Origin of the sequence: Nocardia sp. NPDC051756 (assembly GCF_040681495.1) — a bacterium.
Lineage (GTDB): Bacteria > Actinomycetota > Actinomycetes > Mycobacteriales > Mycobacteriaceae > Nocardia.
Window position 1 is genome coordinate 326148 of the sequence record NZ_JBFAYV010000003.1, and the last position, 15448, is coordinate 341595.

The following is a 15448-nucleotide window of genomic DNA, read 5'->3' on the forward strand; positions in this document are numbered from 1 at the left end:
TGCTGGACAATGGACGCCGTGAACGACGCCGCGAACAATACTGCCGAGTCAGTTCCGGGCCCGCCGTCCACAGGTTCGGCCCGGACCGAGCGTGAGCCCCGGAACAAAACCGGCTCTCGCCTGTACCCACGCGTAACCAGCTTCCGGTCGCGCCGGGGGGCGCTGACCGCGACCCAGCAGCAATCGTGGGCCCGCATGTGGCCGGCGATCGGCCGCGAGGTCGCCGACGAACCGCTGGACGCCGCCGCCTGGTTCGGCCGGGAAGCTCCCCTGGTCGTCGAAATCGGCTGTGGCACCGGCACGGCCACCGCCGCGATGGCACAGGCCGAACCGCACCTGAACCTGATCGGCATCGAGGTGTACCGGCCGGGCCTCGCCCAGCTGGTGCAGCGCATCGAACGTGAGCAGATCGACAACATCCGGCTGCTCCGCGGCGACGCCGTCGACGTGCTGGAAAATATGGTTGCTGCCGAATCGCTGACTGGCGTCCGCGTCTTCTTTCCCGATCCATGGCCGAAGGCGCGCCATCACAAACGACGCCTGTTGCAGCCCGCGACTTTTGCGTTGATCGCCAATCGACTAAAACCGGGCGGTGTGTTGCATGTCGCGACGGACCACGCGGACTACGCGGAACACATTGCCGCGGTAGGCGCGGAAGAACCGCTGCTCAAAGGCCTGAATGAGGCCACAGGCGGGGTCAGTGCGGACCATCGGGACAGCGCCCCGATCGGTTTCGAAAGGCCCGTCACGAAATTCGAAGGTAAGGCACATCGTGCCGGTAGCGCCATTACTGAGCTCATATGGGGGAAGATCGAATTATGAGTGTCAGTGAGATGGCCCACGAGGTGGTCGATGTTGCCGGGGAGGTGCAGGGCACCGGAGCCGAAGGTCTGGGTGGCGCTACGCCGGACGTGCGCCGGGTCCTGCTGGTGTGGGACGCCCCGAACCTCGACATGGGCCTCGGGGCCATTCTCGGCGGTCGGCCGACGGCGGCCTACCGCCCCCGGTTCGACGCGCTCGGCCGCTGGCTGCTGGCCCGCACGGCCGAACTGTCGGTCGGCAGCGCGCACCGGGTCGAACCGGAAGCGACCGTGTTCACCAACATCGCGCCCGGCACCGCCGATGTGGTGCGCCCGTGGGTCGAGGCGCTGCGCAACGTCGGCTACGCGGTGTTCGCGAAGCCGAAGATCGACGAGGACTCCGATGTCGACGCGGACATGCTCGCGCACATCGAACTGCGCAGTCGCGGTGCGGGACTGGCCGGGATCATGGTCGCCTCGGCCGACGGCCAGGCGTTCCGGGAGCCGCTGGAAGAACTCGCCGCGAGCGGAATCCCCTGTCAGGTACTAGGCTTCCGCGAGCATGCCAGTTGGGCCGTCACATCCGATACCCTCGAGTTCATCGATCTCGAGGACATCCCGGGCGTGTTCCGTGAACCGCTGCCCAGGGTCAGCCTCGACTCGCTGCCCGACGAGGGCGCCTGGTTGCAGCCGTTCCGGCCGCTGACGGCGCTGCTCACCTCTCGCCCAGCGCAAGGAGTCGCTTAAGTGTTCACACGCTGGGGCGATCTGGTCTACAAGCTGCGCTTCGGCGTCATCGGCATCGTCGCGGCCGCGCTCTTAGCGCTGGGCGGGTACGGCCTCGGTTTGGGCGACCACCTCAGTTCCAGCGGGTGGGACGATCCGACGTCGGAGTCCTCACAGGGTGCGCGGATCGCGGACGGCGCCTTCGGGCGCGACCACAACAGCGACGTCATCGTGCTGTACACGGCGCCCAAGGATAAGACGATCGATGATCCGGATTTCCGGGACAAGGTCGTCGGCAGCCTGAATCGGCTGCCGCGCGATTACCCGGAGATCTCCCAGGTCAACGGCGCCTACTGGAAGACCGACACCGGCCAGGCCGTGCCGCAGACGTTCGGCTCCAAGGACAAGAAGTACACGTTCGCCTCGATTGCCATCAAAGGCAACAACGACACCGAGATGCTGAACAACTTCCGGAAAGTGAAGGACGTCTTCACCATTCCGGGAGTGGACGTGCAGGTCGCCGGCCTGCAAGCGGTGGCGGGCACGCTGAACGACACCATGGCCGAGGACCAGCACCGGATGGAGATCCTGGCCATCCCCGCCGTCGCGGTGTTGCTGTTCTTCATCTTCGGCGGCCTGGTCGCGGCCGGGCTGCCGCTGATCGTCGGTGGCCTCACGGTGATCGGCGCCCAGGGCATCGTGTTGTTCATCACCAGATTCACCGAGGTGAATTCGTTCGTCGCGCCGGTGGTCTCGATGATCGGCCTCGGTCTGGCGATCGACTACGGCCTGTTCATCGTGAGCAGATTCCGCGAGGAACTCGCCGAGGGGTACAGCACCCCCGCCGCGGTGCGCCGATCGGTGATGACCGCGGGCCGCACCGTCGTGTTCTCCGCGACCATGATCATCGCCAGCCTCGGCGGCATGCTGCTGTTCCCGCAGGGCTTCCTGAAATCGATCGCCTACGGCTCCATCGCCACGGTCTCGCTGGCGGCGCTCACCTCGATCACCATCCTGCCCGCGATGCTCGGCGTGCTCGGCCCGCGGGTGGACATGTTCGGGTTCAAGCGGTTCCGCAAGACCAAGACCGCGGACGAGGTGGAGAACGGTTTCTGGGGCAAGTCCACCCGCTGGGTGATGCAGCATCCGCTCAAGATCGCCATCCCGATCTGCATCCTGTTGCTACTGTTGATCATTCCGGTCAAGAACCTGGCGTTCGGCGGCATCAACGAGCGCTACCTGCCGCCGGACAACTCGACCCGGCTCGCGCAGGCGAAGTTCGACTCGATCTTCCCGCTGCGTAAATCCGATCCGATCCAGCTGGTGTTCGTCTCGGACAACAGCACCGACGTCGGCAAGGCGTGGGCCGAGGCCAAGCAGGCGCCCGGCCTCAACGGCACCTTCGACGTGCCGTCCCGGTCCAATACCGACAACCAGGTCTATCGCACCAGCGCGACCCTCGCCGACTCCGAGGACGCCGATCCGACCATCGAATATCTGCGCTCGATCGACGTGCCCGACGGCGTGACCATGTACGTCGGCGGGCAGCCGGTGATCCAGAAGGACAGCATCGACGCGCTGCTGCACCGGATGCCGTTGATGATCGGGCTGGTCCTGCTGGTCACCACGCTGCTGATGTTCCTGACCTTCGGCTCGCTGGTGCTGCCGATCAAGGCCGCGCTGATGAGCGCGCTCGGATTGGGTTCCACGCTCGGCATTTTGACCTGGATCTTCGTCGACGGGCACGGCGCCGGGCTGCTGAACTTCACCCCGCAGCCGATCATGTCGCCGGTGCTGGTGCTGATCATCGCGGTGATCTACGGCCTGTCCACCGACTACGAGGTCTTCCTGCTGTCCCGCATGGTGGAGGCGCGCACCCAGGGCGCCTCGACCACCGAGGCGGTCCGCATCGGCACCGCGCAGACCGGCCGGATCATCACCGCGGCCGCGCTCATCCTGCTCGTGGTCACCGGCGCGTTCGCGTTCTCGGATCTGGTGATGATGCAGTACCTGGCGTACGGCATGATCGCCGCGCTGTTCATCGACGCCACCATTCTGCGCATGCTGCTGGTGCCCGCGACGATGAAGCTGCTCGGCGACGACTGCTGGTGGGCGCCCGCCTGGATGAAGAAGATCCAGCAGAAGATCGGGCTCGGCGAGCCCATCCTGGACGACGAACGGCCCGGCGGCGGCGAGGTGGTCGACCTGGTCAAGACCACGCCGATCACCGACCCGGTCACCATGCAGATCCCCGCCATCGACAACGGCAATCGGCCGCGCAAGCCGCGGCGGCCGCGCACCGTGGAGGAGATCGAGGCCGAGGCGCCCACCCAGCATCTCAACAAGGTGCCGCCCGCCGCACCCAAGCCGCCCGGGACGCAGGCGCCTGCGCCGCTCGATCCGACCCGGCAGCGGCCGACGCCGCCCTCGGGTTTCGTTTCGGATCCGAACCTGCCGCGACCGGCCGGGCCCGCGGGCACCGGGATGCCGAAGCCGCAACCGTCCGTGGCCTTCCCGGCGACCCCGCATGATCCGACCGGCCCGCGGCCTACCCCGCCGTCGCTGCCGTTCGACATCGGCACCGCGCGGCCCGAACCGGGGTCGTCGTTCTCGGCGTTCGAGTCGCCCGCGGCCAGCTCGTTCGAGCCGCCCGCGCCGCCCGCCTTCGAACCGCCGGCGGCTCCGGCCCCCCGACCGGCTCCGGTCGACGGCACCCGCCGACCGGAGGCCAAGTTCGAGCCGACCCAGCCGACCCCGACGCTGGCTCCGCTGGATCCGCCGGCCTACACCGAATTCATCGCGCCGCGACAGGACGTTCCGCCTCCCGCGGAACGTCCCACGCACCACGCCGCCGCGCCGGAACCGGCCCCCGCCGAACCGACCGACACCGACCCCGGCGACCCGAACCGCAACAGCATCGAAGACTGGATGGCCGGACTCCGCTCGTCCCGTCGTCCCGGCAAGCCGGACGAGGGCCGCCACTCCAGCGGCGACGGCCGCACCGTCAGCGTCAACGAACTGCTCCGCCGCCGCGACCGCGAGTAGTTCGAGCGGCGGGTCACGGAGTAGGCGTCTCGCTGGATTCCCGGGAGTTCGCGCCTGCCTCGGCGAACGCCCGGGCGTACCTGGTGCCGACGACGAGGAGTAGGACGCCGACGGCCAGGAAGGCGGCTACCCGGACCAGGCCGTCGAGGGTGGCGAGGTCGAAGAGGAAGAGTTTGGCCAAAGCCGCTGCGGTGACCAGCAATCCGGAGCCGAGGGCGAGTTTGGCTACCGCGGAGGCCTTGCCGATGTTGCGCAGTCCGTAGAACAGGGCGGCGGTGGCGCCGGCCATCCACAGGATGGTCGCGGCGCTGTGGCCGATGACGAAGCCGTCGGGCGCACCGGTCGCGATGCCGATCGAGACGGTCGCGGCGGTCACGGAATACAGTCCGGCGATGCTGGCGACGATCCACTGCAATTCGGCGGTGCTCTGCAAGCTCGGCAGCCTGCGTGCGCCCCACACCGCCACGGCGACGACGGCGAGTGCCAGGACCGCGCCGAGGACTGTCGAGACGCCCAGGTTGTCCACCGAACGCCGTTGGGAAGCAAGGACATCCGGCCCGGCGACGTTCAGGAAGGCGAACGCGCCGAGTGTCGCGAAGGCCGCGCCGATACCGGCCGCGACGCCGGAGCGTCGTTGCCCGGCCACGCCGAGATAACCCAGGGCCACCAGGAACCACGCGACCGGCAGGCTCCGCGAATCGGTCACCGCGACACAGACTTCGAGCAGCGCGATCGAACCGGCCACGGCGGCAACAACTGCGGTGTGTGCCGGAAGCTTGACGAGCGCAGCCAATTTCGGAATCAACGCGGTCGCGGCCACGGCGAGCAGCACGAGCGCGAAGAGGCCGGCGATGGTGGACGCGACGAGCCGATCGGCCTTGTACATCCCCGGTGCGGCCAGCAGCGGCACCGTCGCCAACGCGAACATCAGCGATGCGGTGAGATCGGCGGGCCGGCGGCGAACCACCAGCACGGTCCCGACCAGACCCACCACCGCGACCGCCACGGCGGCGACCAACAGCAGCGGCCGCTGCGACCCACCGCCGACAGCCGCACCCGCGACCAGCAGGAACGTCGCCAGCACCGCCGGCAACGTCCGCACCACGTGCAGGTACGGCCAGTCCCGCATCAATTGCACTGGCACACAAGCCAACTGCAACACGATCAGGAAAGCCAGCAACGCCAGCTCCGTGGTCAGCACCGGCGACAACACCGCCGCACCGAGCACCACCAGCACGGCCAACGGTTGCGACTGCCACCGCATCGCCAACGCGACACCGATGGCCGCGACCCCGAACGCCACCGCGAACCCGATCACCGGATGCAACCAGTGGTAGATCGAGGTCACCGCAACCACATCCAGATACCCGCCCGCAATACCGGTGGCCGCCAACGCGATCCCGCCGACCCGGCCGCCGACCCGGCCGAACACCCGCATCCCGGCCGCGACCAGCGCCGCCGAGAACACCGCGCCCGCAACCACCCTCGGCACCGGCCCGAAGAATCCCGCCTGCGCGGCCAGCACCAGCAGCATCACCACACCGATCAGGGTGACCGCCACCCCGGCCACCGCGAGCAGCCGGCTGATCACCCCGTCCCGCTGCCACCACGGCGTATGCGCAACCGGCGGCTTCCGCCGCGGCGGCACCGGCGGCCGCAGCCCCGGCTGCGGCATCGGCGGCATCGGTCCACGCGGCGGCAGCTGCCCGGCCTGCGCCGCGACGTTCGGCGGCACTACGCCACCCTGCGGCGGCGCACCCCAGCCGGACATCGGCGGCGCGGGAGCGAACCGGGGCACATATGCCGGAGGCGGCGGCGCCTGGTCGACCGGAGCCTGCGGCCCGGTCCACGGCCCCTGCACCGGCGGACCCGCCACCGGAGCAGTCGGCTGCTCAACCGAAACTGCCTGCGCCCCAGCCGAACCCCCCGCCACCTGATTCCGCAACAACTCCAGATCCCGCCCCAGCATCCCCATCTGCGCTCCGAGCGCAGAGAACTCCCCCGAGAGGCGCGAAATCAACGCCGGATCGATAGATGTGGTCATAACCCAATGCTGTCCGCCCCACCCGCGCACAGCATGAGTAGTTACCCCCGGTAGATCCCAAATATCTACCCGACTTCCCGCCGACCGACCCCCACCCCGGTGCGGCGGGTGGGGGTCGGTCTCGGCGGGTGGTCAGGGGGTGGTGGTTTGGAGGGTGGTGACTTTGTGGACAGCGGTGATCACGGCCTGGCGCGGGGGCATGGCCAGGACGCCGGGGGCCGGTTCGCCGGCCCAGTGCCAGCCGAGGGCGGAATCGGTGGTGGGTAAGAGGATGTGGTGGCCGCCGGGGACGATGGTGACCTGATGGGCGGCGAGGCAGCGGCGAACGGGGACCTCGACCGGGTGCGCCGGGGTCGGCGGGGTGACGAGGAAGGTCCAGTTGCGTTCACCGGGGTCGGCGATCACCGGGGCGGTGTGCGTGCGGTCCAGCGTGGCCAGGACTTTGCGGCCCAGGTCCGGCGGCATGACGATGGCGCCGAGGATGGAGCCGGTGGTGACCATCGGGCGGCCGGCCAGCAGTTGGACCGGCAGGCCGTACAGGTCGCGGAGCAGATGGGCGATATCGAGGGGAGAGTGACAGCGCTCGAACATGGTTTTTACCCTTCGGCGAGAACAGCGGATCGGATCGCGGAGGTTCTCGTTCGGCGGAGCGGGCCGTGCTGTTCGTGTACGCGCTGCAGGTGACGTGCGGTGACGCCGCGGTAGATGTTCGGCATGGTGTTCATTTGCCGCCGCCCTTTGCTATGAAAGTTGCAGAAAGGCAACGGTATTCCATCCAGCAGTAAACGAGTCGTACGTAATGTCCCACTTTGGCCGAGTGCAATGACTTAGCGTCGTACCCTGAAACCCAGATGTAACAAAAGGAATTGGGTACATGGACGATTCGTCGATCGGCGTTCGGATCCGAATGTTCCGCGGCAAGGCGCTCACCCAGCGTCAGCTCGCGGATCAGGCCGGAGTCAGCGTCGACCTGGTGCGCAAGCTCGAGCAGGGCGGCCGGCAGACCGCCTCGATCGCCAGCTTGCAGAAATTGGCTCGCGCACTGGATGTGGACATCGCCGACCTCATCGGTAAACGCGCCGGCGTGCCGTCCACCGACCCGGATTCGGGCATCGTCGCCATCCGCCGCGCGCTGACCCCGGTCGACGATCTGCTCGGCGAGACGAACGAAGAGGCGGCGATCAGCCTCGAAGACGGCCGCCGCGCGGTCGATTACGCGTGGGGCGCGTACTGGGTCGGCCGCTACGAGCTGCTCACCGCGATCCTGCCGTCGGGGCTCACCCAGCTGCGGTCCACGGTGCATGCCGCGCGCAACGGCTCGGTCGCGGTGGCGAACGAACTGCTGGCGCGGATGTATTGGGTGACCGGTTGCACGCTGGTGCACCTCGGCCAGACCGATCCGGCGTTCCTGGCCATCCGGCAGGCGCTGGCCGCGGCGGAGGACGGCAACGACCCGCTGCTGCTCGGCACCATTCGCGGCTCGGTCGCCTGGCAGCTGCTCGTGCAGGGTCGCTATGACGAATCCCGGCGCGTGGCGCTGCGGGCGGCGGCGAGCCTGGAACCGTCCGGTGAGGTCACGCAGGCGCATCTGTCCTCGTACGGCTCGCTGATGCTGCTCGGCGCGACCGCGGCGGGCCGGGCGCAGAACGTGCCGGAGGCATTGTCGCTGGTCGAAGCCGCGGGCGAGGTCGCGTTGCGGATCGGCAGCGATCGGCGCGACTACGAAACCTATTTCGGCCCTTCCCAAGTGGTCATGCAGACGGTCGACGTCAACGTGTCCTCCGAGCGGTACCCCGAGGCGTTGGCGGCGGCGAAGGCCATGCCGGTCAACGGCGGCCTTCCGCAATCCTCACGCGCCCGCCACCTCACCGACACCGCTGTGGCCTTGACCCGCACCGGCCAGCACCAGCGCGCGCTCGACACCCTGCTCACCGCCGAACGAGTAGGCGGCCAGGACTGGCTCAAATACCAGTCGCTGCCCCGCCACATCGTCTCCGAGCTGCTCGACCACGACCGCCGAGTCCCGTTGCGCGCCTTCGCCCGCCGGATCGGCGTCAACACCTGACCCGAACGGTCAGTGGCCCATCATCCGGCGCCAGTGCGCCATGAAGGTGTGCTTGGCGGTGATGGAGCCGAACCGGACGCGGCCGCGCACCACCAGGTGCAGCGGGCCGAACGGTGGCCCGGTGCGGACCTTGTTGTTGACGCTGGAGCCGATCAGCTCGACATCGTTGAGATCGACGGTCGCCTCGGCGGGAACGATCAGGGTGAGCGAACTGCAGTAGTCGTCGACGGTCAGCTCGACCACCTGGGTCGACATGATCGCCTCGGTGAAATCCAGGGTCACCCCGGAGAGCAGGCTGTTGAGCTGCAACGACGGCGCGACATGCCATGGCCCGCGCCGGTTCACCCCGGACAGGCGGGAGCGGATCACGCCGCCGGGCGCGGTCTGCGCGCCGAGCGGGGACGGCGCCGGACGGTGCTGCTTCACGAACGAGGGCGCGGTGTTCACGAAGGTCGACGGCGGCGCGGCGGGCTGACCCACCAGACGAACACCGGGCAGATCGATCAGCACCGCGTTCAGCTCGCCGCGCGTCTTCGCGGCCAGCGCCGTGTCCATCCGCTCGGTGAACTCGCCGAGGGAGAGCATGCCGAGTCCGACGGCGCGCTGGAGCAGCTGGCCGACGTGCTCGCGCTCGACGTCGGACACGCGTAGATCCCGGTCGCCGATCGCGTCCCCGGAGCCGACGCCATTGGATTCCGATTCGGGTCCGCCCATGGTTCGAGATTACCGACCCGAGCGCCGATGTGTATCAGGGCAATCCCGGATACCGGCGTACGACTTTCCGGTGGTGATCACTCGTCGAGGCCCTGCTCGATCGCGTAGCGGGTGAGTTCGACCCGGTTGGCCAGCTGGAGTTTGCGCAGCGTCGCCTGGACGTGGTTTTCCACCGTCCGGTGGCTCAGGCCGAGGCGCGACGCGATCTGTTTGGCGGACAGACCTTTTGCGACCATCCGCAGCACCTCGGTCTCCCGATCGGTCAGCGCCGGGCGGTGTGGCTCGTCGGGTTCGGCCGGGGTCGTGGCCATCCGCCGGTATTCGCCGAGGACCAGGCCGGCCAGGCCGGGAGTGAAGACCGGTTGCCCGGCCGCGGTGGCGTGCACCGCCTCGATCAGCTCCGCGACCGACGCGCTCTTCACGAGGTAGCCCGAGGCGCCCGCCTTGATCGCGTCCAGCACATCGTCGCGTTCCGCGGATGCCGAGAGCACGAGCACCCGGCTCTCCGGCGAGACGCGCAGCACCTCCGCGGTCGCCTGCGCGCCGTTCCCGTCCGGCAGTTGCATATCCATCAGCACCACCGCCGGCCGGACCGCCGCCGCCCGCCTGGTCGCGGCACCGACCCCGTCCGCGGTGGCGGCGACGTAGAAGCCCGCCTCGGTCAGGTCGCGCGAGACGCCGTCGCGCCACATCGGGTGGTCGTCCACCACCATCACCGAAACGCCCTCGGTCGCAGCACTATCGGTCACGACGCAGCTCCTTGTCCTCGATCGGTGTCATATTCGCGGCACCCGGAATTCCCACTCGGTGCCGAAGCCGACACCGCCGTCGGCCTCGGCCAGCACCGCGGCGGTGCCGCCGAGTGCCTCGATCCGGCCGATGATCGATCGGGAAACCCCGAGCCGCCCTTCGGCTTCCGCCTCCGCCAGCCGACCGGGCGGGATGCCGACCCCGTCGTCACGGACGCTGATCACCAGTTCCTCGCCGGTGTCCTCCAGCAGCACATAGGCTTTCGCCTCGGGTCCGGCGTGCAGCGCGACGTTGGACAACGCCGTCGCCACGGCCGCGGCGATCTCCGTACCCGCCCACCGGCCGATCAATATCGGATTACCCGGCGTGGACACGAATACCGACGGTGTCGCGTGCACGGTGAGCAGCGGACGCAGATCCACCTCGGCCCCACCGGAATCCCCGCGATCTGCGGTCTCGGTGATCAGCACCCGCAGCGCCACTTCCTGTTCCCCGGCCCGCTGCGCCAATTCCTCGGTGGGCCCGCCGATCTCGGTGCCGCGCCGCTTGATGTAGCTGAGTACTTGCAGGACGCCGTCGTGCACCTCGCGCGAAAGCCGTTCCCGCTCTTCGGTGGCCGCGGTCAGCCGCACCGCGCGCTCGAGTTGGTCCTGTGCCCGGCGCGCGGTATTCGCCGCCAGCCCAAGGGCCAGACCGACCGAAACCAGCACCGGCACAGTGGCATCGGTCCACACGTCCTGCCCCCACTGGTCGCGCACGGTCAACGCGACCGACGCGATCAACACCCCGGACAGCACCCCGGCAACCGGCCCGCGCAACACCCCCGCCCCGATCACCGCGTTGGCGGCCCAGAGCGTCGTCGGCAACGTCTGATGCCCGTGATACCAGTCGTAGTCGGCGACCAGCCGGGTCGCCGCCATCAGCGCGATCACCACGACGTGATCACCGAACACCACCCAGACGCGCACCCGCCGCACATCGGGAAATCGCCACTGCGACAACATGATCGCCGACGCACCGGACCAGACCGCCATCAACGCGATGAGCACCCAGCTCAACCGCTGATTCTGGTAGTAGGGCGCGGACGCGAACTGTTGCAGCACCGCGTACAGCAGCGTCACCAACCGCAACGCCTGCGCGGCCCGCCACAGCGGCGTGGTCGCCACATCGGACGAGCGCGGCTCAGCCCCTCGCGCCATCGGGCCCCCTCCCCCGCGACTCAGCCCTTCGGCGCGCCGTCATCGGATTCCGGCTCGGCGATCCGGGTTTCGCGGGTGTCGTTCTTGGCCAGGGTCGCCGCCACATCGAACCGGCCCGGTTCCGGATCGTCCGGTTCGACCTCCCCGGTCTGTAGTTCCTCGAATATCTCTTCCGGACTGTCCGCGAGCAACGAGCGAATGGCGGTGTTCATCACCGCGACGAACGGCACCGCGAGCAGACCGCCGGCGATCCCGCCGAGCACCACGCCCGCGGTGATCGCCAGCACCACCGCCAGCGGATGGATGCTCACCGCGCGCCCGAGCAGCAGCGGTTGCAGCACATGCCCTTCCAGCTGCATCACCGCGATGATGATGCCGAGCACGATCAGCGAGGTGATCAGGCCCTTGGTCACCAGCGCGATGAACACCGCGACGAACCCGGCGACGAACGCGCCGATGATCGGGATGAACGCGCCGATGAACACCAGCGAGGCCAGCGGAAGCGCCAGCGGCACACCGAGAATGCCGAGCCCGGTGCCGATGCCGATGGCGTCCACCGCCGCGACCGCCACGGTGGCGCGAACGAACCCGACCAGCGTGCCGAACCCGAGTTGCCCGGCGGTGCGCACCTTCTCGCGCTGCTCGGTCGGGATGATCCGGGTGACGAAGCGCCAGATCTGATCGCCGCCGTAGAGGAAGAAGATGAGGATGAACAAGGTCAGGAAGGTGCCGGTGAGCAGCTCGGCGATGACCGTCGCGGTGGTCAGTGCCCCGCTGGTCAGCCGGTCCTGATTGGACTGGATGGTCTTGATGATCTGGTCGCCGACATTGCGGATCTGATCGTTGCTCAGATGCGGCGGGCCGGTGATCAGCCAATCCTGGATCTTGTGAATGCTGTTGGTGAATTCGTCGGACAGCTGCGGCACGCCGGCGATGAACTGCTCGACGACGAACGTCATCACGCCAGCGACCAGCCCGAGCGACCCGACCAACGCGACGAACACGCCGACCGATCGGGGCACGCCTAGTCGTTGTAGCCAGTCGACCAGCGGCGCCAGCAGCGCGGCCGCGAGCAGCGCGATGGCCAGCGGAATCACCACCGTGGCCAGCTTCTGCACGATCGCGGCCAGCGCGATCGTCACCGCGAACAGGATCAGCAGGCGCCAACCCCACTCGGCCGACACCCGCACGATCGGATGTACCGAGTCAGCGGCAGGCCGAGTCAGGGAGGCTTTCCGCTTCGGGCTTGGCTTGGGGTCCGTCACCTGGCCGAGCATAACGAGCGTCCGGCTACATTGTCCGTCCTCGGCCTGCGCCGGGCCGGGTGAATGCCAGGGGGCTGAACAGCGCCGCGGGGAGGCGCACATGATCGAAACGCTAGATTGTTGGTTGTGTCAGCGCCCTTGGAAGCGGTCAAACAGACCATGCGAACGCGCTGGCCGCTGTACCTGACCTCGATGCTGCTGGCCAACGCGTTCGGCGCGGTGCTGGTGTGGGCCTTCATCCAGTACGGCCTGCCGGTGCCCGAGGGCGCGCACGACGGTGCCCGCAGCACCGGCCTGCTCATCCCGGCCCTGGTCTTCCTGACCGGCGGCCTGCTCAGCATGGCCGCGTCCGCGCTCATGCTGCGCCCGGTGATGCGCTGGCAGATGCGTGGCGGCCCACCGAGCAGGCAAGAGCAGATGGCCGCGCTGCATGCCCCGCTGCGGCAGGCGATCCTGCATCTGGCGCTGTGGCTGATCGGCGGTGCCATCCTCGCGTTGCTGATCATCACCGACGAACCCAAGCTGGCGGGCGCGGTCATCGTCACCCTGTGCATGGCCGCCACCATCGTGTTCGGCTTCACCTACATGCTCGGCGAACGCATCCTGCGCCCGGTCGCCGCGGCCGCGTTGACCGCGGGCACCTTCGATCACACCCTGACCCCCGGCGTCGGCACCCGGATGGCAATGACCTGGGGCATGGGCACTTTCGCCCCCACCATCGCCATCGTGCTGCTGTGTATCACGCAGATCTCCTCGGACGTGAAGTTCTCCGCCCAGTCGCTGGCCATCTCCATCCTGCTGCTCTGCGGCGTAGTGATCCTGCAGGCGCTGGCGCTGTCCATGCTCACCGGCTCCAGCATCTCCGACCCGGTGCGCCAGCTCAGCCAGGCCATCGACCGGGTGCAAGAGGGCGCGCGCGACGTGCAGGTCGAGGTGTTCGACGGCAGCGAGATCGGGCTGCTGCAGGTCGGCTTCAACCGGATGATGGAGGAGGCGGCCAAGCGCCGCCAGCTGCAGGAACTGTTCGGTCAGCACGTCGGCGAGGAGGTCGCCCAGCGCGCCCTCGACTACGGCACCGAACTCGGCGGCGAAACCCGGTTCGTCGCGGTGCTGTTCGTCGACATGGTCGGTTCCACCGCGACCGCCGCCGAGCGCCCGCCGACCGAGGTGGTGAGCCTGCTCAACGAGTTCTTCCGGATCGTGGTGGACGTGATCGACCGGCACAACGGCTTCGTCAACAAATTCGTCGGCGACGCGGCGCTGGCCATCTTCGGCGCGCCGCTGGACCGGCCGGACGCGCCGACCGCGGCGCTGGCCGCGGCCCGCGAACTGCGCGAGGTGCTGCGCGAAGTGCCCGGACTGGATATCGGTATCGGCGTGTCGGCGGGGCTGGCCGTCGCCGGAAATATCGGTGCGGCAAATCGTTTCGAATATACGGTGATCGGCGATCCGGTCAATGAGGCCTCCCGGCTGACCGAGCTGGCCAAAGACCAGCCCGGGCGCACCTTGGCTTCGGGCAGCGCGCTGTATTTCGCCGATGAAAGCGAGCAGGACAAGTGGGAAACCGGCGACGAGGTACAGCTGCGCGGACGGCGCCGAAAAACGCTGCTCGCCTATCCGAAAGACCGCGCCGACCGGCCGGACGCTACAGACAGCGAAACGGTGCGTTCGTTAGGCTGACCTGGTGACGGCCGATGGGGAACTGGCAGGAGATCCTGCGCCGCCACCCACCAGCCGAAGCAAATTCTGGTGGGTCAAATGGCTGCTCGGGGTCGCGCTGCTGGCATTACTTATCGCCGAAGGTATCTATCTGTGGCCGCGACTGCACGAATCGTGGCGCAAACTCAGCGACATTCACTGGGGGTGGGTCGCCGCCTGTATTTGGCTACAGGCATTGTCGATGAGCGGTTTCGGGCGGGTGCAGAAACAACTGCTCAACGCCGGGGGTGTGGAGGTAAGTCAGCGGAAATCCGTCGCGGTGGTCTACGGCGCGACCGCCATGTCCGTCACCCTGCCCGCGGGCCAGGTGTTTTCCACCGCCTTCACCTATCGGCAGACCCGGCGGTTCGGCGCGAGCCCGATCGTCGCGTCCTGGCAGCTGGTGTTCTCCGGGGTGGTCGCCGCGGCGGGGCTGGCGCTGCTCGGGGTCGGCGGCACGCTGCTGTCCGGCGGGACCATCGGGCCGTTCAAGTTGATCCTGTCGCTGGCCGCGGTCGTCGCGGTGGTGTGGGGTGGCAACTACGTCTCGCGTAACCCGGGGTCGCTGGAAGCGCTGCTGCGCAAGGCCCTCGGCCTGGTCAACCGGCTACGCAAGCGCCCGGCCGACCAGGGCGCGGGCAAGATCGCCGACGTGCTCGGGCAGCTGGAGTCGGTGGATCTCGGAAAGCGCGACGGCGCGCTGGTCGCGATGTGGGCATTGGTGCACCGGTTCGCCGATGTGGCCTGCCTCGGCGCCGCCTGCTACGCGGTCGGCGCGGACCCGCGGCTGGCCGGGCTGCTGCTGGCGTTTGCCATCGGCAAGGCGGTCGGCTCGATTCCGTTCGCGCCCGGCGGGATCGTCTACGTCGACGCGACGCTCATCTACGGCCTCACCGCGGCCGCCGGACTGCCCGCCGCGCAGGCGGTTGCCGCCGCCTTCGTCTACCGGCTGGTGAGCTTCATCCTGGTCGCGATCGTCGGCTGGATCGTGTTCCTGTTCCTGTTCCGCACCCCGCAGGACGACGACGCCGAGTTCGAGAAGGAATTCTCCCAGCGCAGGTTCTGAAATTTGGCCGCGCGGGCGCGGCGTGTTCGTGGCCCCCGGGTGTCTCGCGTCCGAGCTGTCGAGACTCGCGCCTGTG

12 protein-coding genes are annotated in these 15448 nt (G+C 68.5%); 6 read left to right on the forward strand and 6 right to left on the reverse strand.

The genetic code is table 11. From position 1 onward, the window contains the following. The first annotated feature begins 9 nt into the window (after positions 1 to 9). Genes trmB through AB0M22_RS13145 form a run of 3 tightly spaced genes read left to right on the forward strand, consistent with a single transcriptional unit; the run spans position 10 to position 4571 of the window. Complete coding sequence (gene trmB / locus AB0M22_RS13135; RefSeq protein WP_364724902.1) at positions 10 to 822, forward strand: tRNA (guanosine(46)-N7)-methyltransferase TrmB; 813 nt, start codon at positions 10 to 12, stop codon at positions 820 to 822. Then, a complete protein-coding gene (locus AB0M22_RS13140) occupies positions 819 to 1547 on the forward strand; it encodes an NYN domain-containing protein (RefSeq protein WP_364724905.1) in 729 nt (242 codons plus the stop codon). Before trmB ends, AB0M22_RS13140 begins: the two co-directional genes overlap by 4 nt. After that, positions 1548 to 4571 (forward strand): MMPL family transporter, encoded by a 3024-nt coding sequence (locus AB0M22_RS13145; RefSeq protein WP_364724907.1) that lies wholly within the window; start codon positions 1548 to 1550, stop codon positions 4569 to 4571. A gap of 13 nt (positions 4572 to 4584) precedes the next feature. Here the strand turns inward: AB0M22_RS13145 and AB0M22_RS13150 are convergent, their stop codons facing one another. Together AB0M22_RS13150 and AB0M22_RS13155 are read right to left on the reverse strand one after the other, a co-directional pair. After that, entirely contained in the window at positions 4585 to 6615 is a 2031-nt protein-coding gene (locus AB0M22_RS13150) for a DUF2339 domain-containing protein (RefSeq protein ID WP_364724910.1), read from the reverse strand. Positions 6616 to 6747: 132 nt separating this feature from the next. Beyond that, positions 6748 to 7206 carry a hypothetical protein gene (locus tag AB0M22_RS13155; RefSeq protein ID WP_364724913.1) on the reverse strand — a complete coding sequence of 153 codons (459 nt, stop codon included), beginning with the start codon at positions 7204 to 7206 and terminating at the stop codon, positions 6748 to 6750. A gap of 283 nt (positions 7207 to 7489) precedes the next feature. Here AB0M22_RS13155 and AB0M22_RS13160 point away from each other — a divergent pair, with 283 nt between their 5' ends. Then, on the forward strand, positions 7490 to 8680 hold the full coding sequence (locus AB0M22_RS13160) for a helix-turn-helix domain-containing protein (protein ID WP_364724916.1): 1191 nt from the start codon (positions 7490 to 7492) through the stop codon (positions 8678 to 8680). A gap of 9 nt (positions 8681 to 8689) precedes the next feature. Here AB0M22_RS13160 and AB0M22_RS13165 read toward each other — a convergent pair whose 3' ends face one another. The 4 genes from AB0M22_RS13165 to AB0M22_RS13180 form a co-directional block, all read right to left on the reverse strand. Continuing rightward, a complete protein-coding gene (locus AB0M22_RS13165) occupies positions 8690 to 9346 on the reverse strand; it encodes a DUF1707 domain-containing protein (protein ID WP_364726892.1) in 657 nt (218 codons plus the stop codon). 125 nt (positions 9347 to 9471) lie between these two features. Further along, the gene (locus tag AB0M22_RS13170; protein WP_364726895.1) at positions 9472 to 10107 is read right to left on the reverse strand and encodes a response regulator transcription factor; all 636 of its coding nucleotides are present in this window, start codon (positions 10105 to 10107) and stop codon (positions 9472 to 9474) included. Positions 10108 to 10170: 63 nt separating this feature from the next. Then, the gene (locus tag AB0M22_RS13175) at positions 10171 to 11343 is read right to left on the reverse strand and encodes a DUF5931 domain-containing protein (protein WP_364724919.1); all 1173 of its coding nucleotides are present in this window, start codon (positions 11341 to 11343) and stop codon (positions 10171 to 10173) included. 20 nt (positions 11344 to 11363) lie between these two features. Beyond that, positions 11364 to 12608 (reverse strand): AI-2E family transporter, encoded by a 1245-nt coding sequence (locus AB0M22_RS13180; protein ID WP_364724922.1) that lies wholly within the window; start codon positions 12606 to 12608, stop codon positions 11364 to 11366. Between the two features lie 159 nt (positions 12609 to 12767). On the opposite strand from AB0M22_RS13180, the gene AB0M22_RS13185 reads away from it, so the two are divergent. Both AB0M22_RS13185 and AB0M22_RS13190 read left to right on the forward strand, forming a co-directional pair. Next, positions 12768 to 14288 carry an adenylate/guanylate cyclase domain-containing protein gene (locus AB0M22_RS13185; RefSeq protein WP_364726898.1) on the forward strand — a complete coding sequence of 507 codons (1521 nt, stop codon included), beginning with the start codon at positions 12768 to 12770 and terminating at the stop codon, positions 14286 to 14288. A gap of 4 nt (positions 14289 to 14292) precedes the next feature. Then, positions 14293 to 15372 carry a YbhN family protein gene (locus AB0M22_RS13190; RefSeq protein ID WP_364724924.1) on the forward strand — a complete coding sequence of 360 codons (1080 nt, stop codon included), beginning with the start codon at positions 14293 to 14295 and terminating at the stop codon, positions 15370 to 15372. Positions 15373 to 15448 lie beyond the last annotated feature (76 nt).